Genomic DNA, 18,322 nt, shown 5'->3' on the forward strand with positions numbered 1-18,322 from the left:
ATGCCGCCCGACCTGGACCCGGTCGTGCTGCATCACCTGGTCAACACCCTCGGCTGGCGCGATCTGCGCCCGATGCAGCGAGCCGCCGTCGCGCCGGTCCGCGGCGGCCTGGATGCCCTGCTCCTTGCCCCGACCGCCGGCGGCAAGACGGAGGCGGCGCTCTTTCCGCTTTTGAGCCGGATGGCGGAACAGCGGTGGACGGGCACTTCGGTGCTCTACCTCGCCCCGCTGAAGGCGTTGCTCAACAACCTCCAGCCCCGGATTCAGCGGTACGCCGGCTGGCTCGGACGACGGGCCGCCGTCTGGCACGGTGACGTCAGCACCTCCCGCCGTCGGGCTGTGCTCTTCGAACGGCCCGACATCCTGCTCACCACGCCCGAGTCGCTGGAATCCATGCTGGTCAGCACGAAGGTCGACCACCGGCTGTTCTTCGCGGACCTGCACGCCGTCGTCGTCGACGAGGTGCACGCCTTCGCCGGTGATGACCGAGGCTGGCATCTGCTGGCCGTGCTGGAACGACTGACCCGGGTGGCGGACCGACCCTTGCAGCGGATCGGACTATCCGCCACCGTCGGCAACCCCGGGGAACTGCTCAGCTGGCTGCAGGGATCGGGCGCGGGCAGCCGGTCAGCGCAGGTGGTGGCCCCCAACCCGGTCGAGGTGGTCGATCGGCCGCCACCGGGTGACATCGAGCTGGACTACGTGGGCTCGTTGGCCAATGCCGCGACGGTGATCGCCGGGTTGCATGGCGGCGAGAAGCGCCTTGTCTTCTGCGAGTCCCGACAGACCGTCGAAGAGCTCGGTCAACTGCTGCGGGAGAAGGGGGTGACCACCTTCCTCTCCCACGCGTCGCTGTCCGCCGACGAGCGCCGCCGGGCCGAGCAGGCCTTCAGCGAGGCCCGGGACTGCGTGATCGTCTCAACCAGTACCCTTGAGCTGGGCATTGATGTCGGCGACCTGGATCGGGTGATCCAGATTGACGCACCCGCCACGGTGGCCTCGTTCCTGCAACGGCTCGGGCGGACCGGGCGCCGGCCGGGAAGCCGCCGGAACTGTCTGTTCCTGACATTGAGCGGAGAGGCCCTGGTCGAGGCGGCTGCCCTTCTCCTGTTCTGGTCGAGGGGCTGGGTCGAATCGGTGACGGCACCGCCCGAGCCCCGGCACATCGTGGCCCAGCAGGTGCTCGCGCTCTGCCTGCAAGAGCACCGGATGGGCGATCAGCTGTTGGCTCAGGCGTGGAACGGGCTGCACCCCTTTGAGGAGAGCGCACGGCCAATCGTCCGCCACCTGATCGAGGATGGTTACCTCGACCAGGACGGGGGGATGCTGTTTATCGGCCCGGCTGCTGAGGAGCGCTTTGGGCGTCGTCACTTCATGGAGATGACGGCGGTGTTCGCCGGGCCACCGGAATTCACCGTCCTGCTCGGGCGCAACGAACTGGGGCGGATCGATCCCAGCCTCCTGACCGAAAAGGTTCGGGGCGAGCGTCGGCTCCTGCTGGGCGGCCGGAGCTGGAGGGTCACCTACATCGACTGGCGCCGTCGACGGTGTTTCGTCGAGCCCGCCGAGGGGGGCGGCCGGGCTCGCTGGCTGGGCACCGGTTGGGCGGGCCTCAGCTTTGACCTGGTCCGTGCCGTCCGAGAGGTGTTGCTTGGCGCTGACCCTCCGGTGAACTTGACGAGGCGAGCTATGAGCCGGCTGGGTCAGGAGCGGGATGAGAAGCTCCATCTGGTGCACCCTGGCGGCAACGTCATCGTGCGCGAGAAGAATGGCGACCTGCGGTGGTGGACTTGGGCGGGCTTCCGCGCCAACGCAACCTTGACCGCAACTCTCGGCCAGGCGGTCGACCCGGTGGAGCGCTTCGACGACTGCAGCATCCGGTTACGGGAGGACTTAACGCCAGATGCCTGGTTGTTGGCCGCCGCGGAGGCGAATGAGCGGCTCTGCCTACCCGAGATTGACGAAAAGGCCCTCAACGGTCTCAAGTTCTCCGCCGCCCTCCCGAAGCGGCTGGCCATGGCCACGCTCGCGGCTCGCTCAGCCGATCTCGAAGGTGCTGCCGCCATCCTTCGTCAACCCACCCGCTTCGTATCCATCAGCTGAGGGGCGAACAGGATCGCTGGTTGGGGCAAGTAGCTCAGGCTGCTGCCCCTACTACTCAGCGCCGCCCCGGACGCAAACGCTACGACCCTGGTGGCCGTCGACAAGGCCCTCCGCCCGCAGGGTCAGCATGGCTGACCGGATGACCTGGGTTGACACGCCGGACTGCCTGCACAGCTCTGAGATGGACGGCAGCTTGTCGCCCGGCTTCAGCTCGCCGGACCTGATCTGCGTCCGAATGTCATTGGCGATCCGCTCGTAAAACGGCGTTACTGGCATGGTGGTGCTCCCTCGTGGGCACCACCATCTGATCACCGCGGCCCTCGTCGGCAAACAGGGCAATCCGCCGAAGATCACTGGCCGCCTTCACGCTTCCCCAGCCCTACACGATGGAAGCCGCTGCCGGCGCTCCTCGCTCGCCGGGCCTGCACGTGGTCCTCGACCGCGGCACGGTCGTCTACGTCGGCTACACCGGGAACCTGCGCGACCGCCGTCGGCAGCGCCTGACGGGTAACCGGTACTCGTCGGTGCTGCGCGAGCAGATCGGCCAAGAGCTTGACGAGCTCGGACCGATGGCATCGGCCAGCGACATCGCCGGCTGGCTGGGCAAGCGCGAGGTCCGCTGGCAGGAGACCGACAACCCGGGGGGTACGAAGGAAGCCCGGGTCCTGGCTCTGAAGCCGCGCTTCAACCGGCAGGTGCCGAAACCCCGGTGACGGGCGGGGTCAGCCGCCGTAGAACCAGTGCGCGCAGCGCCAGCTCACAGTCCAGGCCGCCCGTCGCCACGGTTTTGCCGGCCTCGGTGGCGAGCGTGTACGCGTCCTCGATAGCCAGGCAGGCCCCCTGCGCCAGGCCCCGCAGCATCGGGTGGGCGGCGTCGCTGGTCAGCGCGACCGAGTCGAAACACAGGTCGGAGGTCCGCCTTCTGCCGATGTCGACGTCTGTACGTAGCACATCAGCATGAGATTCCACGGACGGGATCTACTCAGTCGGCGCGGACATTCCGGACCCCAAGGCCACGTCCCTCCGGGCTCACCTCTGTTTACGGGGTCGCCCGCGCTTGGACTTCGGTGGACGCCAGGAGTTCAGGTCATGTTCGGTGATATCCCACCGGTGCATCGAGTCGTCCAGGAACGTGCGGAACGTGTTGTACTCCTGCTCGGTGCACCATTGTTTAACCCACGGCAGCACTTCGAGCAGACCGGCGAGTAGCGGGACGATGTCGTCACGGTCCCGTCCGGCAGATGCGAGGTCGGCGAGCACCCGTGCGCGGTCCTCGACGGACCAACCGGCCCATCCGATGAGGGCGTCCCTAACGGTGCCACCCATCCGCGGGTACGAGATGAACCGTTCGCTCGGCACGTCGTACTTGCCGCGGTGTCGCCAGTAGCTGGCCTTCAGGAAGTCGCCGCTGCTGTACCTCGGTGGTTGTGGGATGGGCTCTCCGTTTGCGTTGAGCGGGTCGTTCCTGAGTAGCGCATCCTCCTCCCGTTGCAGCCGCCATGTCTGCTCCCATGCGGCGCGCTTCGCCATCCCCGAGTCGCGATATCGCATGGCGGCCAGGTACGGGACCATCTCGTCAGGGAGGAGGTCCCGGACGACATCGACGAGTGGTTTGCCTGGTGTGTACAGCTCGGCCGCCTGCCTAATCGTCCGGTCCGTGCCCAGTAGCTCGGCGAGCCGTGTGATCGTCAAGGGACGTGCGCGGCGCACCTCGTCTTCATCGTCGTACCAGAGGTCGGCCCTTTCGAACCGGTCGAGCAACCATGTCCGTAACGCTGCGGATTCCAGCAAGTCCCAGCTCAGTGAGATCCACCGTCTTTTGAATTCTGGCCGCTCAAGGGCCCGTAGCCGGGCGTCCCGTTGCACGGCGTCAATGCGTCTCAGCACTACCTCCCGGTAAGCGACTGGCCAGTGTGCTGGCAGGTCGGTCACTGGCTTAGTGCCATGCCGAGCAAACCAAGCGGTGTTCAGCTCGCCTGCGGCCACCTTCCGTGCCATGACGATTTCGAAGGCCCGCTCGCCGAGGCCCAGTAGCGGGATCGCGGAGGCGGGCGAGAGCAGATCTTCGTCCTGCATGACGCCGTACCGGAAGTAGACCTCCCAATCCAGTTCCTCCTGTAAGGCCACAAGGCGGGCACGGGCGGTCTCCCAGCGAGCACGAGCCGCTGCGAGCGCCGCGCGGGTCGGAGCTTGGTCAGCCAGGACCGCTTCAGGGGTGGCCGCGGCCAGTTCGCGGGCGAGTTGGTCCAGTTCTCCGGCGTATTTGGTGTGCAGTTCCTCGGGCAGTGGCAGGTCGCGCAGCCGGGTGGCGGTGAATTCGTAGAAGGCATCCCAGTGCTCACCCGTGCCGGTCTGATCGACATCCGGTCTGCCCTTGCTGTTGCTGCCATGCTTTAGCCAGAAGCAGACTGTGGAGCTGTTGAGCATCCCGACGAGGTCCGTGCGGCGTCGTGCCGTCGCGGCCGGCGGGAGTTCCATGACCGGCGCCGAGTGCAGTGGCACCTCGTCGCCGTGCAAAGCAGCAAAGTGGTTGTGTGTGGCGACCCAGGAGTAGGTGATCAACCGCTCCTGCGTGCCCCTCCGTCCGGCCAGCTGGTGCCAGCCGTACCACGGCCGTCCACTGCTCGCATACGAGTTGTCCTGGCTGTGCGGGCGGTTCCGTAGTACGGTCCGATGCGGCCACAGCCGTCGCTGGTGTCGGGGGTGCGCCCCGAGCGGAATGATCTGGCCTTCGGAGTCGTACGGGAAAAAGGCGTAGCGGTCGGCAACGGCGTTCCAGTCCCGGACCTCGGATCCCGAAATTACGCCCACCAAGGCCTCGTCGAAGGGTATCCCCGACCGCGCGAAGGTGTGACGGGGCGCGGTGAAGAGGTCATCCGACCCGGTGTTTGCGAAGTATCCGATTCTGACTACCTGGTCGCCCAGCCGGCGAGGCGCACGGGCGATCTCGTTCAGTACGTCGGTCGCCTCGTCGGTCGCAAGCAGGAGAGGAAACGCCGAGAGATTCTCACGGCTGACGTAGCGTGACGCCGTCCAGGTGTCCGCCTGACCAGGACGCGCCGTCTGTTGCATAAGAGATCGCCAGACATGCGCCTGAGCCGGATCGACCGGTACCGTGGGCTCGCCACGCAAACTGACGACGGTAAGCACTGGCTCCGTGTCCCGAGGCGGTTGATTCCGCCCGACGAGCACCACTGTGGGCGTCCCGTGACCTGGAATGAATGCACCCGCGGTGTCGATGATGTGGGTGAGCGTGACCCGGCGTGGGAAGAAGTCCTCCACGAGCTTCCGGCCGAACTCGCGTTTCATGAAGGAGTTGGACGTGATCTGACCAACGTAGCCGCCAGGCCGGGCCAGCTGGAAGAACCGCTGTGCGAAGGGGACGGTGAGCGCGTACTTGCCCGTGCAGGCGTCGTACCTGGCGCGGTAGATCTTGTCGACGGCCTTGTCCCGAACCGTGGTGTAGGGCGGGTTGCCTACCACCACGTCGTACTCGCCGGTGAAGGGGTCGTCGATCAGTGAATCCGCGACGGCAATGTTGAAACGCCAGTCAAGGTGAGTCACGTCGCGAAGATTCTTGGCGCCGCAGGCATGTACGGCGGCTATCAGTAGGCGGAACCGGGTGATGGCCACGGCGAAGGGGTTTAGATCGACGCCGTGCACGGTGCGCAGCGCACGACCGACCAGATCCTCGACAGCAGCTGTGGGCGCCGACCCCCGCCAGGCGGACAGCAGCCGCGCGAACGCCTCGAGCAGGAAGTTACCTGAGCCGCAGACGGGATCGATCAGGCGGATGGCCTCGTGCCCGCAATCCTCGATGGCCGGTTCGAGCGTGAGGTCCAGGATGAAGTCGGTGACGAAGACGGGGGTCTGCAGCAGGGCGTACTGCTTGCGAGCGCGTTCCGCCACGTCCTGGTACAAGTCGCCCAGAAGCCGTGTGTCTAGGTCGGGGTCGGCAAGGTCGTGAGCCGGCTCTCCCTGCCCACCGCGACGGTCCCAAAACGCGACCAGGTGGCCGGCCGCCTCCTCGGAGACCGGGTAGTCGAAAACTAGGTTCTGTCCGCGCTCGAACAACCCGGTTCCCGGATCGACCTCGGCGAAAGCCTCAAACCGAGACAACAGCCATGAATAGTTGCCGTCCATCGTAGGCGCCGCGGGCGGCCGACTGATTAGGCCATTGTCCTCAGCGAAGCGTACGAACAGGGTGCCTAGCACCCATGCGACCGCGGCTTGGCTGAGCTGCTCGTCAAGGCCGTTGCTGCGCTGTGCATCACGTAGATCCTGTTCAACCTGCCGTACCAGCCGAGACAGTTGGATGGTCAGGTCTCCGGTCGCCACGTCGATCTCGGCCTCCAGTATTTTTTGACTCGTGTTAGGACAGTCGCTACTCTACAACCACAGCTTCCTCCGTCGCACGCCGCCTACCCGCACCGCGCGGCCGTGCAACCGGTGCCCTACTCGCATCGGAGCTGCCGGAGGGCGTACCTAGAAGGGACGGATCGAAGTTGACCGGTTCTACCCGCGCCCTCTGGCTCGCGGTGATCATCGTGTTCAGCCTTATGGTCGGCGCCGCGGCGGGCGTGCTGATATGGATGAGCACACGCGACCCGATCAGGGGGATCTTCACCGGGGCTGCCAGTTTTGCGGGCACGGTGGTGCTCTTGCTGGCGATGGCCGCCTTCCTCTCGCCCGATCCCAAGCGACCCTGACGTTCAGACGTCGAGGTCGCATGAGGCGCACGGCCTCATCAGAGTTGCGCGCATTGGCGACTCGTACCGACGACCTGCAGCATCGCACGCTGGCCGCGATGCGGGCGTCAGCCTGGCTGCCGCTGGCAGGGTCACCGGCAGGGGGACGACGCAGCTGCTGGTCGAACTGCTCGCCGACTCGTCGGGTGCGGGGGCCTGCCTCCTGCGTCGGCTCGAGGTCGACCCGACCCGCTCCAGCCGCCTCGGCCGGTAGTGTCGGCCGTCATGCGGATGGTCTACACCTCGGCACCGGACCAGAGCTTCATCTCCGCCCGCGACCGGCTGGTGCGGCGGTTCGATCGTTGGGCGCGGCGGTACCGCCGGCCGGTCGACGCGTTCGTCGTCGAGGCGTTGCTCGACCACCGCTGGGCCGACGGTGACGGCCTGCTCGGGCGGTGGCAGCCCGAGGACCTAGAAGAGGCGCTGCTCGACTGGTTCCCCCGCCAGGTGACGTTGCCGCCGGACCAGTGGGCCGCTGTCACGCCGACCGTACGCGCCTTCGTCGACTTCCTCTTCGACCAGGACCTCGCCGACCGACGCTGCGCTGACCGGCACCTGCTGCACGTCGCCCTGGACAAGCTGGCCGCGCCGTTCGCCGACGCGATGGCGGACCAGAGCCGGTACGGGCTCGCGAAGTTCTGGACCAGCCGGATGCTGCACGAGGGCGTCGATCTCACTGATCAGGCGGCCGCCGAGCGGTTCATCGCGGATCTGCACGCCGGCCGCATCGCCGTCGACGAGGACCTGCTCCACCAGGTGATGGCCAACCACCTGCTCGGCGCGGATCCCGACCGGCACCCGCCGCTGCCGCTGGTGGCCGTGCCCGACGACGACACGCTCCGCAGGCTGGCCGCCGAGTCCGTTGTCGTACGCCGGCTGCGGGAGCTGGTGCGGTGGCTCGGTGACGGGCGGACCCTCACCACCACCGGCAGGCTGCGGCTGGCCGACGCGCGGGAACTCGTCGCGCTGCTCGACACCGGCGACATCCTCGACCCCGTGATCGGCGACCGGGTCTTCAAGACCCGCAGCAGCGACGAGCTGTACCAGCTCACCGTGCTGGTCGCCTGGGCCCGAGCGGCCCGCGTCGTGCGGGTGGTGAAGGGACGGCTGGTGCCGGTCAAGAGCGCGGCGAAGGTGCTGGCGGACCCGCTCGCGCTGTCCCGGCGGGCGTTCACCGGATTGTTCGAACTCGGCGAGGCGATCTGCGGCGGCGGGTGGGTTGAGTCGGTGCTGCGGTGGCGGTTCGACGAGGCGGTGTTCGCCGTGACCATGGCCCTGTACATCGCGCCGGAGCCTGTGGCGATCGACGAGTTGCGGCAGCTCGCCTACCAGGCGGCATGCGATGGACTGGGGCTCGACCCCGGAAGCGAGGAGCAGGAGCGGGACTGGCGCCAGCTCGCCGACATCGACACCGATCGGCTGCTCGACCAGCTGGCCATGCTCGGGGCGATCGACAAGGATGCGGCTGCTGCCCTACTGACGCCCTTGGGCGTCGGTCTGCTCGCCGGGCACCTGCGGGAGTTGGGCGTGACCGTGCCGACCCTCGACCAGATGTTGGAGGAGACAGCGGAGGTGGTGGTGGCCACCGCCACCGGGAGCCCGCCGGAAACCGCCGCCGCCCTCATGCACGCCTGGTGCGCGCACCACCCGGACACTGCCTCCGCCGAGTTGCGGGCCCTGGCCGAGCGCACCGACGACCCGAACATCGCAGGCTCGCCCTGGCGTACGCCTGAACCGGCGCCTGCGACGAGCATCGCCGCGGGTATGGACGCGCGGCACGGCCAGGGTCTTCTCGCCCTAGCCGTGTCCGTCGCTGGCAGTTCTACCTCATCGTCGAGCGGTACATGAGGATGCGTGGTGGGCAATGATCAGTCAGGGCGCCGAGTTGGTGCTGCCGTGTCCGGTATGCGGTACGGCGGTGCCCCAGGACGTCGCGGAGCGGCTGGTCCAGAACCGACTCCAGTGGACGGTGTCGGTCGAGTGCCCAGCCTGCGGGAGCGCCACCGAGGAAGTTGGGTGGGACGAATCGCCGGAAGTGATTCGTGAAGCCCTTCGTGACGCCCACGGTTGGTCCCGCATCAGGCTTCCGTCGTCGGCAGCGAGCCCAGCAGTGATCATGAAGGCAATACGGCAGGGACAGCAGCAGGTGACGCTCGCCGATGCGCGGGAGTGTGCTCGCAAACTGCTTGCCGGTGAGTTTTGTGGGACCAGAGGCGAGATGGAGTTGCTGGCCGAACGGTTACGTGACATGGGCGTTGCCGCCGATGTCAGCCGGCTGCCGGCCGCAGGTGCCCGTTGCAGCGCCGGCTAGTCATCGGCGGCGCCACGATCGGATGACGCTCAGGTGGGCGGAACAGTTGCCGGTAGTGTGCGGGGCGCCTGGGAGGAGGGGCCGATGCTGGGGCTGGAGGTGCCACCCGCGGTCGAAGCGGCGCGCGTCATCACCGCCGTACTCGCCGACCTGCGCTCCGGCACCCACCGCGGCGTGGTGGTCGACTCGCCGCCCGGCGCCGGCAAGTCCACCCTCGTCGTCCGCGCTGCCGTCGAACTCGCCACCGCCGGCGAGCCGCTGATCGTCATCGCCCAGACCAACGAGCAGGTCGACGACCTCATCGACCGCCTCGCCCGCAAGGCCCCCGAGCTGCGCATCGGCCGCCTCTCCGCCGCCGACTACCGGCCGTCCGACCGGGTGAAGGGCCACGAGACGGTCAAGGTCGCCGCGAAGGTTGCCGACCTCGGCGGGCCGGCGGTCATCGTCGGTACGGCTGCCAAGTGGGCCACCGTCACCGAGGGATCCTGGCCCTGGGCGATCGTCGACGAGGCGTACCAGATGCGGTCGGACGCCCTGCTGCGCGTGGCCGGCCGGTTCGAGCGGGCGCTGTTCGTGGGTGATCCGGGCCAGCTCGACCCGTTCTCCACCGTCGAGACCGCGCGTTGGACCGGCCTGACCTGGGATCCGATGCAGTCGGCGGTGGCGGTGCTGCTGCGGCACAACCCCGAGCTGCCCGTCCACCGCCTGCCCGTGTCGTGGCGGCTGCCGGCGTCGGCGGCGCCGGTGGTCGCGGCGGCGTTCTACCCGTTCACCGGGTTCCGCGCGGGCACCGGTCCCGACGACCGGGCGCTGTCGTTCACCGAGCCCGGACCGGGGGACGCGCTCGACGCGGCGGTCGAGTTGGCCGCCACCACCGGATGGGCGCTGCACGAACTGCCGGCCCGGCATACCCTGCGCACCGACGCGGAGGCGGCCTCGGCGTGCGCCGCGCTGGCGCTGCGGGTGTTGCGGCGGGGAGCCGTCGCCGTCTCCGAGCACGCGCCGGCCGGCGCGCCGGTCACCGCCGACCGGATCGCCGTCGGGGCCGCGCACCGCGACCAGGTCGCGGCCATCCGCGCCCACTTCGGCGAGGCCGGGGCGGGCGTCACCGTCGACACCGCCAACCGGCTCCAGGGCCGCGAGTACGACGTCACGATTGTGCTGCACCCGCTCTCCGGGCGGCGGGACGCCACGGCCTTCCACCTGGAGTCGGGGCGGCTCTGCGTGCTGACGTCCCGGCACCGGCACGCCTGCATCGTGGTGGCGAGGGCGGGTATCGGCGAGCTGCTGGACGCCCACCCCTCGACCGAGTCCGTGCACCTCGACGTGCCCGTCAAGTTCCCCGACGGCTGGGCCGCGAACCAGACGATGCTCGCGCACCTGGGAGCGTCGTAGTCCGCCAGGGGCGACGATGCTCGCGTCGGAGGCCGCCGACCGGATCGCCCGGCGGAGGACAAGGGAACGGAACTGGGCCGGACTCGGTGGAAGACCAGCCCTGAAGGCAGGCGACGGGGCTGCCGGACGGCACGCTTCCTCGCTACCGTCCGAGGATGACCGAGATCGCGTACGGCGACCTGCTCGCCGGCTTCACGCCTGCCCTGCCGTACACGATGGACACGGCGGAGAGCGCACCCCGCGCGGCCGGTGTCCACGTGGTGCTCGCGGGCGACACCGTCATCTACGTCGGCCGCACCGGGAACCTGCGGGACCGGCTGCGTCAGCACCTGACCGGCAACCGGGGTTCGTCGGTGCTGCACGACCAGATCGGCCAGGAACTCGACCGGACCGGGCCGGTGGCGACGGCCAGCGACATCGCCCACTGGCTGAACCGGTGCGTCGTCCGCTGGAAGGAGACTGAGAATCCGGAGGCTGAGAAGGAGGCCCTGGTGCTCGCCCTCACGCCGCGCTTCAACCGGCAGGTGCCCCGGCCCCGCCCGGTTGTCGACCAGAACGGCTGACTCCTGTTGCGGCGGCGATGCTGAATCGTTTACGTCATCAGCTCTGTAGCGACCGACCAGCCACCGCCGCCGGCCGCGGGGGCGCTATCAGACGAAGCCTTCCTCGACCAGGATGACCTCATTCGCGGTGATCTCGTGCCGCTGACCGGAACCGCCGACCACCCGCATCCAGCTCTCGGTCGTCAGCTTCGCCCGATCGTCCTCGACGGCGAGGGTGAAGTTGAAGCCGCCGTACATGCCGGGGACGGAGAAAAGCGCTCCGCCGCGGGGCGTCTCCAGCAGCACCTCCAGCTCCGGCAGGCGCAGCCGGTGCTCGTCGACCAGGTCGCCGACGCGAGCGCGGATCAGCCCGTGGAAGTGCTCCTGGACCGCGCGCAGCTCGTGGTCGGGTACGTCGATGAGGCGGGGCGGGGTCAGGACCTGCCGCAGATGCTCATGGCCCAGGCGGACGGCGATGTCCAACGGGCGTTCCCGGTCGGCGGTGCGCAGTGCCCGCCAGGCGCCCAGCTCGACCAGGCGTCGCACGACCTCGACGGGCGCGCCGGCGTTGGCGGCCTGGTGCAGCGGGGCGTACCAGGAGGTGCCGTCGAGGCGGGCGGCGTTGATCCAGTCGGCGTTACGGGGCTCGGCGAGCACTGCGGAGACGCCGTCCCAGTCGTACGCGCGGGCCCGGTCGGCCAGCTCGTGCCGGGCCTTCACCGCCCACGCCGACAGGGACGTGCTGCGGGTGATTCCGTCCCACCGATGCGTCATGAAGATCATTGTGTCGTAGTGGCTCGTGACCCCGAACCGTCGGTGGGGGTTGCTTCAATGGGCGCCCACGACGGACGGGGGAGACGGATGACCGAGGTGCGCATCGCGCGATGGGACGAGGACGACCTGGACCTGCTGCGTCGCCTCAACGCGCCGGAGGTCCGGCACCACACCGGCGGCCCGGAGACCGACGAGCAGGTGCTCGCCCGGCACGAGCGGTATCTGCAGGGGCACGGTCCCCGCAGCGGCTGGATGTTCACCGTAATGCTGCCCGACGGGGTGAAGGTCGGCAGCGTCGGCTACTGGGAACGCGTCTGGCACGACGAGCCGGTCTACGAGATGGGCTGGGCGATCCTCCCCGAGCACCAGGGGCGGGGCCTGGCCACCGCCGCCGTACGCGCCGTGGTGGCCGAGGCCCGCGCCCACGGCCGGCACCGGTGGGCGCACGCGTACCCGTCGGTGGACCACCCGGCCTCGAACGCGGTCTGCCGCAAGGTCGGGTTCACGCTGCTGGGCGAGACCGAGTTCGAGTATCCGCCCGGGCACCTGATGCGCTCCAACGACTGGCGGCTCGACCTGAAGGCCTGACGGGGTCGGTCAGCGCGCGGCGTCCAGGCGTTCCCGCTGCGCGGCGGTCAGCTCCAGCTCCACCGCTTCGAGGCTCTCGTCGAGCTGGGCCACCGACGAGGCGCCGACCAGCGGGATCGACGGCGTCTCGCCGCCCATCAGCCAGGCCAGCACCACCTGGTTGACCGTCGCGCCCGTCTCGGCGGCCACCTCCCGCAGCGCGGCCAGCCGGCCGGGCGCGCTCGGCAGGTCGTACTCCCGGCCCAGCGGCTTGTCCGGCCGGGTGTAGCCGCCCCTCACCAGCGGCGAGTACGCCACCAGCGTCAGCGCCGGCTCCGCCCGCAGGTAGCTGGCCAGGTCACCACCGACCGAGCCGGGGTCGCCGTCCGGGTCCAGCGCGCTGGGCAGGTCGGTGCGCCGCTGGAGGTAGGTGTGGTGGTACTGGAGCACCTCGTACCCGGGCAGGCCGGCGGCGGCGGCCAGCGCGCGGGCCCGCTCCACCCGCCACGCCCGGTGGTTGCTCGCCCCCAGCAGCCCCACGGCGCCCTCGGCGACCAGCTCGCCGAAGGCGGCCACGGTCTCCTCCAGCGGCACCGTCCGGTCCTCGATGTGCGCGTACAGCAGGTCCAGCTTCGCCATGCCGAGCCGTTCCCGGCTGCGCTCCGCCGACTCCCGGATCACCTTGGCCGACAGCCCCTCGGCGTTGTCGGTGTAGCTGGTGCCGGGGGCGAGCGGACGCGCCCCCAGCTTGGTGGCGACGACGATCTCGTCCCCGACGCCCCGGCTGCGCCGCCAGCGGCCGAGCAGTTCCTCGCTCTCGCCGCCCTGCCCGCCGTTCATCCAGAACGCGTAGTTGTCCGAGGTGTCGACGAAGGTGCCACCGGCCTCGACGTACCGGTCGAGGATGGCGTACGAGGTGGCCTCGTCGGTGGCGGTGCCGAAGAGCATCGCGCCGAGGCTGAGCACGCTCACCTCGCGCCGGGTGCGCGGGTCCGTGCCGATCGTGCGGTACCGCATGAGGTCTCCCATTCGACGTGGAGCCTCCACCCTGGACGTTCGAGCGTGCTCGAAGTCAAGGGTTCACCGGCGGACCGCCCGCAGCGCGAGGATCAGTTGACCCCGGTCGGTCGGCGCTCCGCCGCGTGGGCGGCGGCCGTCGTGCCGACGGTGCGTGCCGGCACGGTCGGCGCGTCCCGGCCGGTGCCCCGCCGCCCGTCGCCGCCCTTGTCGTTGTTCTGCTCGTGGTAGTCCTGCTCGACGTTGACCGTCCAGACGTCGTGGCCGGCGCCGTGGGCGATGTTCTCGGCGGTCAGCATGGCGGTCAGCATGGAGTGGTCCTGGTTGTTGTAGCGGTGCATCCCGTTGCGCCCGACGGGGTGCACGTTGGGCAGCTCCCGCGCCAGCCACGCCCGGATGGTGTCGACGTTGTGCTGGTAGCGGTCGTCGTACACCGGGTAGGCCTTCGGCATCCGCACCACGTACCCGCTCTCCACCGCGCCGGGCCGCACCAGGCCGAGCTGCTCCAGCTCGGCGGTGGCCCGCGCGACGAGGTCGGCGTCGGAGGTCCGCCAGGTCTCGTCGTCCTCGAACACGAAGTACTCCAGCCCCAGGCAGGTGCGGCCGTCCTTGACCAGGTACGGCGACCAGGAGCCGAAGTTCTGGATCCGGCCCACGTTCACCGCCGGGTCGTGTACGTAGATCCAGTTGTCCGGGAAGGAGAACTCCTCCGGCACCACCAGCGCCACGGTCAGGAAGTCCCGGTAGCGCAGGTCGGCGGCGCATTCGAGCACCTCGGGCGGGGCGGCCGGGCGCACCGCGGCCACCAGCTCGGAGATGGGCATGGACGAGATGACGTGGTCGGCGGGGAGGCGGCGTTCCCCGCCCGGCCCGTCGACGGTGACCGCCACCGCCCGCCTGCCCTCGCGGTGCACGGCCTTCACCCAGGTGCCGGTGGTCACCTCGCCGCCGCGCTTGCGGACCTCCTCGGTGCAGCGCTCCCACATCATTCCGGGGCCGAACTTCGGGTACTGGAACTCCTCGATCAGGCTGGTCACGTCCTTGCGGTTGCGGCGGGGCAGCAGCGCGTTGAGCACCGCGCGGGCCAGCGACAGGTTCTTGATCCGCTGGGCGGCCCAGTCGGCCTGCAACTGGTCGGCCGGCATCCCCCAGACCTTCTCCGTGTAGGTCTTGAAGAAGATCGAGTAGAGCCGCCAGCCGAAGCGCGCCGACACCCAGCCCTCGAAGTGCGACTGGTCCTTCGGCGGGCGCAGTCGCGCCCGGGCGTACGAGCCCATGCAGCGGGCCGCCTCCCGTACCCCGAGGTTGCGCAGGGCGTTGCCGGCGTTGAGCGGGTAGTCGTAGAGCGCACCCCGGTAGAAGATGCGGCTCATCCGGGGCCGGAGCAGGAACTCCTCGTCGGGCAGGATCTCGTGCCAGAACTCCTCGACCCGGCCGACCTTGGTGAAGAACCGGTGCCCGCCGATGTCGAAGCGCCAGCCGTCGCGCTCGACGGTACGGCTGATCCCGCCGACCACGTCGTCGGCCTCGAACACCCGTACCGACGCGCCGTGCCTGAGCAACTCGTACGCGGCGGTCAGGCCCGCCGGGCCCGCGCCGATGACCACCGTGCCGTGACGCTCGTCCATCCTCACGCCGCTCCCTGCCCTCGGGTCCTGTCGGACAGGCGCGGTTACCCGTTCTCTGCGCTGTCTCACATCCGTCGGCCCGGAACTCCTGATCATGCCGCTCGGGGTCGGGCGGTGGGGGGCGGAGAGGTGTCAGCAGGCGTAGGCGGGGGATGCCCGGCCGGCAGGTTCGCGGCCGCCGTGGGTGGGTCGCGGGTCGGACCGACTCCGTGAGGAAGCGCCAGATGACCGACGGCCCGCGGGACACCGCAGCGGACGGCCGCGCACCCGCCACCGGTCTCCCGGCACGCTGGGACCGCCTGCTCGGCCACGCCGGCGACCTCGTCGTCCGGGTGCCCGAGCGCTGGCGGTACGTGCTGGCCCTGTTCGTCGGCGCGAAGGTCGTCCTCAGCCTCGTCGGGGTGATCGCCCTGGCCGCCTGGGACGGGGCGCCCGCCGCACCACCGGCGGACGAGGCCGGCGTGCGCGCCGACCAGGCGGCGATCTCGCCGCACCGCTGGATCGGAATGTGGTTCGCCTGGGACGCGCTGATCTACGACGGCCTGAGCCGGCAGCCGCTCACCGGCGAGTGGAAGGGGGGCTTCGGCTTCCCGCTGCTCTACCCGTTCCTGGCCCGGGTGGTGGCGGTCCCGCTGGGCGGCGACACCGCCATGGCGCTGCTGCTGATCAGCAACGTCGCGTTCCTGCTGCTGCTCTACTACGCCCTGCGGCTGGGCGAGACGCTGCTCGGCGACGACGCCGCGGCGCGCCGGTTCACCCGCTACCTGGTGCTGCTGCCCACCGCGTTCCTGTTCCAGGCCGCGCTGACCGAGTCGCTGTTCCTCTGCCTGGCGCTGGCCACCTTTTACTACGCCGAGCGGGGGCGGTGGGTGACGGTGGGGGTGCTGGGCTACTTCCTCGGGCTCAGCCGCTCGGTGGGGTTCCTGGTGGCCGTCCCGCTGGCCCTGGTGCTGCTGCGCCGGCATCGCTACCGGCTCGACCCGCGCAGCCTCTGGACGTACGTCCGCACCGGCTGGCCGTTGCTGCTGATCCCGGCCGGCTGGTTCACCTTCATGGCGTTCTGCCGGTGGAAGGGCGGGGACTGGTTCGCCTACAAGCACGCCCAGGAGAAGGGCTGGGGCATCGTCGTGCAGAATCCGCTGCCGGTGATCCGGAACGGCCTCACCGGCGACCACCGGGACGCCGTACGGGTCTGGTTCGCCGTGGCCGTGCTGGCGGTGGTGGTCGCCGGCTTCCGCCGGCTCGGGCTGCCCTACTTCGTCTACGCGGTGCTGATGGTGCTCGCGCCGCTGTCGATGGGGCCGCCGGTGTACAAGAGCCTGCTGCGCTACCTGATCGCCGCGTTCCCGGTCGGCCTGGTCCTGGCCAGGTGGGCCAGGAACGCCACGGCCGACGCCTGGCTGAGCGCCGCGCTGGGCCTGGTGCAGGGCGCGCTGTTCGTTGTCTGGCTGGCCTACTGGACGCACTTCATCATCTGAAGCGGCGCTACGTCGCCTCGCGGAACGGGTCGACGGCGACCCGGTGCAGCCGGGTCAGCAGCTTCGCGGACTTCTCCAGGTCGCCGGCCTCACCGGCGTTGAGTTCCAGCACGTAGCTGCCGCGCGCCACCAGCACGGTGCAGAGGTAGGAGGTGTCGTCGTTGACCAGCCGCTCGCACCAGGAGACGGTGTCGGCGTCCGCGGGCACCAGCGGCGCCTTGGGGCGTACGACGGTGGTGGTCGTCCGGCCGTCCGGTTCCTGATACGTCCGGCACTTCGCCAGGGCCGACTTCAGCTCGCCGACCAGCTTGCGCCCCGGCACCGTGAGGTAGCCGACGACGTACTGCCGGATCCAGACCTGCTCGCCCTTCCACTGCCGCTCCCGGTTCGCGGTCCGCTTGCGGTCCGACGGGAGGTTGTCGCGGCACGGGTGGGCCAGCTTGAACGCCTCGGCGGTCTCCGAGGTGACGTCCGCGATGGCCGGGTGGAAGTCGGTCAGGTCCACCAGCGCGGCCTTGACCTGACCGCGCACCTCGGCGGTCGACGTCGGGGTGGGCCGGGGCGGTGGCGGCGGGGTCGGTGCGGCGGAGACCGGCGCCGACCAGCGTGGCGGGGGCGCCTCCTCGGCGGGGCCGCAGGCCGCCGCGCCGAGGGCGACCAGCATCGACAACAGCAGTGCGGGGGTACGGCGGTGCGACATCGCGCGGACGCGGTCCTCTCGTACGCGAAGAAGGGGCCCCGGTTCAGGGCCCCTTCTTACGTGCGCCGTGCCGCCGCGCCGCGTTACACCCGTCAGCTCGGCAGGTAGTCGAACTCGTCCGGGTTGGGGCCCTGCCGGCCGGCCTCGCCCCGGTCCAGCCCGCTGATCCGCTCCATCGCCGCGTCGTCCAGCGCGAAGTCGAAGATGTGGAAGTTCTCCTCGATCCGGCTCGGGGTGGTCGACTTGGGGAAGACGATGTCGCCGCGCTGCACGTGCCAGCGCAGCACCACCTGGGCCGGGGTGCGGCCGACCTCCTCGGCGACGTCGACCACGGTCGGGTCGTCGAGCACCTTGCCCTGGGCGATCGGCGACCACGCCTCGGTGATGATGTTGTGCTGCCGGTCGTACGCGCGCACCTCCTCGTTGCCGAAGTACGGGTGCACCTCGATCTGGTTGACCGCGGGCACCACGTCCGCCTCGGCGGCGAGCCGCTCCAGGTGCGGCACCTGGAAGTTCGACACGCCGATCGACTTCGCCCGGCCGTCGCGCTGGAACTCCTCCAGCGTCTTCCAGGTGGAGACGAAGTCGCCGTCGTAGAGGGTGGGCAGCGGCCAGTGGATCAGGAACAGGTCGATGTAGTCCATCTTCAGCGCGGACAGCGTCGACTCGAACGCCCGGCGGGCGTCCTCCGGCCGGTGGAACGCGTTGTTGAGCTTGCTGGTCACGAAGACCTCGGCGCGGTCCAGGCCGGAGGTGCGGACCGCCTCGCCGACCTCGGCCTCGTTGCCGTACATCTCGGCGGTGTCGATGTGCCGATAGCCGATCTCCAGCGCCCGGCCCACGGCCTCGACGGTGTCCTTCGGCTCGATCTGGAAGACCCCGAAGCCGAGCTGCGGGATCGTGTTGCCGTCGTTGAGGGGGATGTCGGGAATCGTGTTCGCCATCCGGCTCTCTCTCCCATCGTCAGGGGCACCCGGCCGGGCGCCGGAAGCGCTTCCACGGCGTCCGCCGCAGTGGTGCCACCAGCCTGTCCTACCCGGTCGGGCCGCTCCCTCACTC

17 protein-coding genes are annotated in these 18,322 nt (G+C 69.8%); 9 read left to right on the forward strand and 8 right to left on the reverse strand.

Features of this window, described 5'->3' with window-relative positions; genetic code table 11:
• A complete protein-coding gene (locus tag ACTWM8_RS05965; protein WP_446212922.1) occupies nucleotides 1-2,103 on the forward strand; it encodes a DEAD/DEAH box helicase in 2,103 nt (700 codons plus the stop codon).
• Between the two features lie 51 nt (nucleotides 2,104-2,154).
• Here the strand turns inward: ACTWM8_RS05965 and ACTWM8_RS05970 are convergent, their stop codons facing one another.
• Entirely contained in the window at nucleotides 2,155-2,379 is a 225-nt protein-coding gene (locus ACTWM8_RS05970; protein ID WP_446212923.1) for a winged helix-turn-helix domain-containing protein, read from the reverse strand.
• 110 nt (nucleotides 2,380-2,489) lie between these two features.
• Here ACTWM8_RS05970 and ACTWM8_RS05975 point away from each other — a divergent pair, with 110 nt between their 5' ends.
• Nucleotides 2,490-2,816 carry a hypothetical protein gene (locus ACTWM8_RS05975; protein ID WP_446212924.1) on the forward strand — a complete coding sequence of 109 codons (327 nt, stop codon included), beginning with the start codon at nucleotides 2,490-2,492 and terminating at the stop codon, nucleotides 2,814-2,816.
• Here the strand turns inward: ACTWM8_RS05975 and ACTWM8_RS05980 are convergent.
• Together ACTWM8_RS05980 and pglX are read right to left on the reverse strand one after the other, a co-directional pair.
• Nucleotides 2,788-3,054, reverse strand: coding sequence for a hypothetical protein (locus ACTWM8_RS05980; protein WP_446212925.1), 267 nt, complete (start codon nucleotides 3,052-3,054; stop codon nucleotides 2,788-2,790). The genes ACTWM8_RS05975 and ACTWM8_RS05980 overlap by 29 nt on opposite strands.
• Before the next feature lie 78 nt (nucleotides 3,055-3,132).
• On the reverse strand, nucleotides 3,133-6,441 hold the full coding sequence (pglX, locus tag ACTWM8_RS05985) for a BREX-2 system adenine-specific DNA-methyltransferase PglX (RefSeq protein ID WP_446212926.1): 3,309 nt from the start codon (nucleotides 6,439-6,441) through the stop codon (nucleotides 3,133-3,135).
• A gap of 167 nt (nucleotides 6,442-6,608) precedes the next feature.
• On the opposite strand from pglX, the gene ACTWM8_RS05990 reads away from it, so the two are divergent.
• The 5 genes from ACTWM8_RS05990 (at nucleotide 6,609) to ACTWM8_RS06010 (ending at nucleotide 11,120) form a co-directional block, all read left to right on the forward strand.
• Nucleotides 6,609-6,812 (forward strand): hypothetical protein, encoded by a 204-nt coding sequence (locus ACTWM8_RS05990; protein ID WP_446212927.1) that lies wholly within the window; start codon nucleotides 6,609-6,611, stop codon nucleotides 6,810-6,812.
• 264 nt (nucleotides 6,813-7,076) lie between these two features.
• Nucleotides 7,077-8,699 (forward strand): hypothetical protein, encoded by a 1,623-nt coding sequence (locus tag ACTWM8_RS05995; protein WP_446212928.1) that lies wholly within the window; start codon nucleotides 7,077-7,079, stop codon nucleotides 8,697-8,699.
• A 16-nt stretch (nucleotides 8,700-8,715) separates the two neighbouring features.
• Nucleotides 8,716-9,162: a hypothetical protein gene (locus ACTWM8_RS06000; protein WP_446212929.1), complete on the forward strand. Its 447-nt coding sequence runs from the start codon at nucleotides 8,716-8,718 to the stop codon at nucleotides 9,160-9,162.
• Nucleotides 9,163-9,246: 84 nt separating this feature from the next.
• The gene (locus ACTWM8_RS06005; protein WP_446212930.1) at nucleotides 9,247-10,557 is read left to right on the forward strand and encodes an AAA domain-containing protein; all 1,311 of its coding nucleotides are present in this window, start codon (nucleotides 9,247-9,249) and stop codon (nucleotides 10,555-10,557) included.
• A gap of 155 nt (nucleotides 10,558-10,712) precedes the next feature.
• Nucleotides 10,713-11,120 carry a hypothetical protein gene (locus ACTWM8_RS06010; RefSeq protein WP_446212931.1) on the forward strand — a complete coding sequence of 136 codons (408 nt, stop codon included), beginning with the start codon at nucleotides 10,713-10,715 and terminating at the stop codon, nucleotides 11,118-11,120.
• Nucleotides 11,121-11,207: 87 nt separating this feature from the next.
• On the opposite strand, the gene ACTWM8_RS06015 is transcribed toward ACTWM8_RS06010, so the two are convergent.
• Nucleotides 11,208-11,873 (reverse strand): hypothetical protein, encoded by a 666-nt coding sequence (locus ACTWM8_RS06015; RefSeq protein ID WP_446212932.1) that lies wholly within the window; start codon nucleotides 11,871-11,873, stop codon nucleotides 11,208-11,210.
• Between the two features lie 87 nt (nucleotides 11,874-11,960).
• On the opposite strand from ACTWM8_RS06015, the gene ACTWM8_RS06020 reads away from it, so the two are divergent.
• Nucleotides 11,961-12,461, forward strand: a complete 501-nt coding sequence (locus tag ACTWM8_RS06020; protein ID WP_446212933.1) for a GNAT family N-acetyltransferase — start codon at nucleotides 11,961-11,963, stop codon at nucleotides 12,459-12,461.
• A 9-nt stretch (nucleotides 12,462-12,470) separates the two neighbouring features.
• On the opposite strand, the gene ACTWM8_RS06025 is transcribed toward ACTWM8_RS06020, so the two are convergent.
• Together ACTWM8_RS06025 and ACTWM8_RS06030 are read right to left on the reverse strand one after the other, a co-directional pair.
• Nucleotides 12,471-13,457, reverse strand: coding sequence for an aldo/keto reductase (locus ACTWM8_RS06025; RefSeq protein ID WP_446212934.1), 987 nt, complete (start codon nucleotides 13,455-13,457; stop codon nucleotides 12,471-12,473).
• A gap of 92 nt (nucleotides 13,458-13,549) precedes the next feature.
• Entirely contained in the window at nucleotides 13,550-15,085 is a 1,536-nt protein-coding gene (locus ACTWM8_RS06030; RefSeq protein WP_446212935.1) for an NAD(P)/FAD-dependent oxidoreductase, read from the reverse strand.
• 224 nt (nucleotides 15,086-15,309) lie between these two features.
• Here ACTWM8_RS06030 and ACTWM8_RS06035 point away from each other — a divergent pair, with 224 nt between their 5' ends.
• Nucleotides 15,310-16,563: a hypothetical protein gene (locus ACTWM8_RS06035; RefSeq protein ID WP_446212936.1), complete on the forward strand. Its 1,254-nt coding sequence runs from the start codon at nucleotides 15,310-15,312 to the stop codon at nucleotides 16,561-16,563.
• A 7-nt stretch (nucleotides 16,564-16,570) separates the two neighbouring features.
• Here ACTWM8_RS06035 and ACTWM8_RS06040 read toward each other — a convergent pair whose 3' ends face one another.
• Together ACTWM8_RS06040 and ACTWM8_RS06045 are read right to left on the reverse strand one after the other, a co-directional pair.
• Nucleotides 16,571-17,263, reverse strand: a complete 693-nt coding sequence (locus ACTWM8_RS06040) for a hypothetical protein (protein ID WP_446212937.1) — start codon at nucleotides 17,261-17,263, stop codon at nucleotides 16,571-16,573.
• 92 nt (nucleotides 17,264-17,355) lie between these two features.
• Nucleotides 17,356-18,207: an aldo/keto reductase gene (locus tag ACTWM8_RS06045; RefSeq protein ID WP_446212938.1), complete on the reverse strand. Its 852-nt coding sequence runs from the start codon at nucleotides 18,205-18,207 to the stop codon at nucleotides 17,356-17,358.
• Nucleotides 18,208-18,322 lie beyond the last annotated feature (115 nt).

The organism is Micromonospora sp. IBSANI012, assembly GCF_052814045.1.

Bases quoted from the DNA above. Each gene is read 5' to 3' on its own strand.
- ACTWM8_RS05965 (WP_446212922.1), top strand. From the start codon at position 1: ATGCCGCCCGACCTGGACCCGGTCGTGCTGCATCACCTGGTCAACACC.
- ACTWM8_RS05970 (WP_446212923.1), bottom strand. From the start codon at position 2,379: ATGCCAGTAACGCCGTTTTACGAGCGGATCGCCAATGACATTCGGACG.
- ACTWM8_RS05975 (WP_446212924.1), top strand. From the start codon at position 2,490: ATGGAAGCCGCTGCCGGCGCTCCTCGCTCGCCGGGCCTGCACGTGGTC.
- ACTWM8_RS05995 (WP_446212928.1), top strand. From the start codon at position 7,077: ATGCGGATGGTCTACACCTCGGCACCGGACCAGAGCTTCATCTCCGCC.
- ACTWM8_RS06000 (WP_446212929.1), top strand. From the start codon at position 8,716: ATGATCAGTCAGGGCGCCGAGTTGGTGCTGCCGTGTCCGGTATGCGGT.
- ACTWM8_RS06005 (WP_446212930.1), top strand. From the start codon at position 9,247: ATGCTGGGGCTGGAGGTGCCACCCGCGGTCGAAGCGGCGCGCGTCATC.
- ACTWM8_RS06010 (WP_446212931.1), top strand. From the start codon at position 10,713: ATGACCGAGATCGCGTACGGCGACCTGCTCGCCGGCTTCACGCCTGCC.
- ACTWM8_RS06015 (WP_446212932.1), bottom strand. From the start codon at position 11,873: ATGACGCATCGGTGGGACGGAATCACCCGCAGCACGTCCCTGTCGGCG.
- ACTWM8_RS06020 (WP_446212933.1), top strand. From the start codon at position 11,961: ATGACCGAGGTGCGCATCGCGCGATGGGACGAGGACGACCTGGACCTG.
- ACTWM8_RS06025 (WP_446212934.1), bottom strand. From the start codon at position 13,457: ATGCGGTACCGCACGATCGGCACGGACCCGCGCACCCGGCGCGAGGTG.
- ACTWM8_RS06030 (WP_446212935.1), bottom strand. From the start codon at position 15,085: ATGGACGAGCGTCACGGCACGGTGGTCATCGGCGCGGGCCCGGCGGGC.
- ACTWM8_RS06035 (WP_446212936.1), top strand. From the start codon at position 15,310: ATGACCGACGGCCCGCGGGACACCGCAGCGGACGGCCGCGCACCCGCC.
- ACTWM8_RS06040 (WP_446212937.1), bottom strand. From the start codon at position 17,263: ATGTCGCACCGCCGTACCCCCGCACTGCTGTTGTCGATGCTGGTCGCC.
- ACTWM8_RS06045 (WP_446212938.1), bottom strand. From the start codon at position 18,207: ATGGCGAACACGATTCCCGACATCCCCCTCAACGACGGCAACACGATC.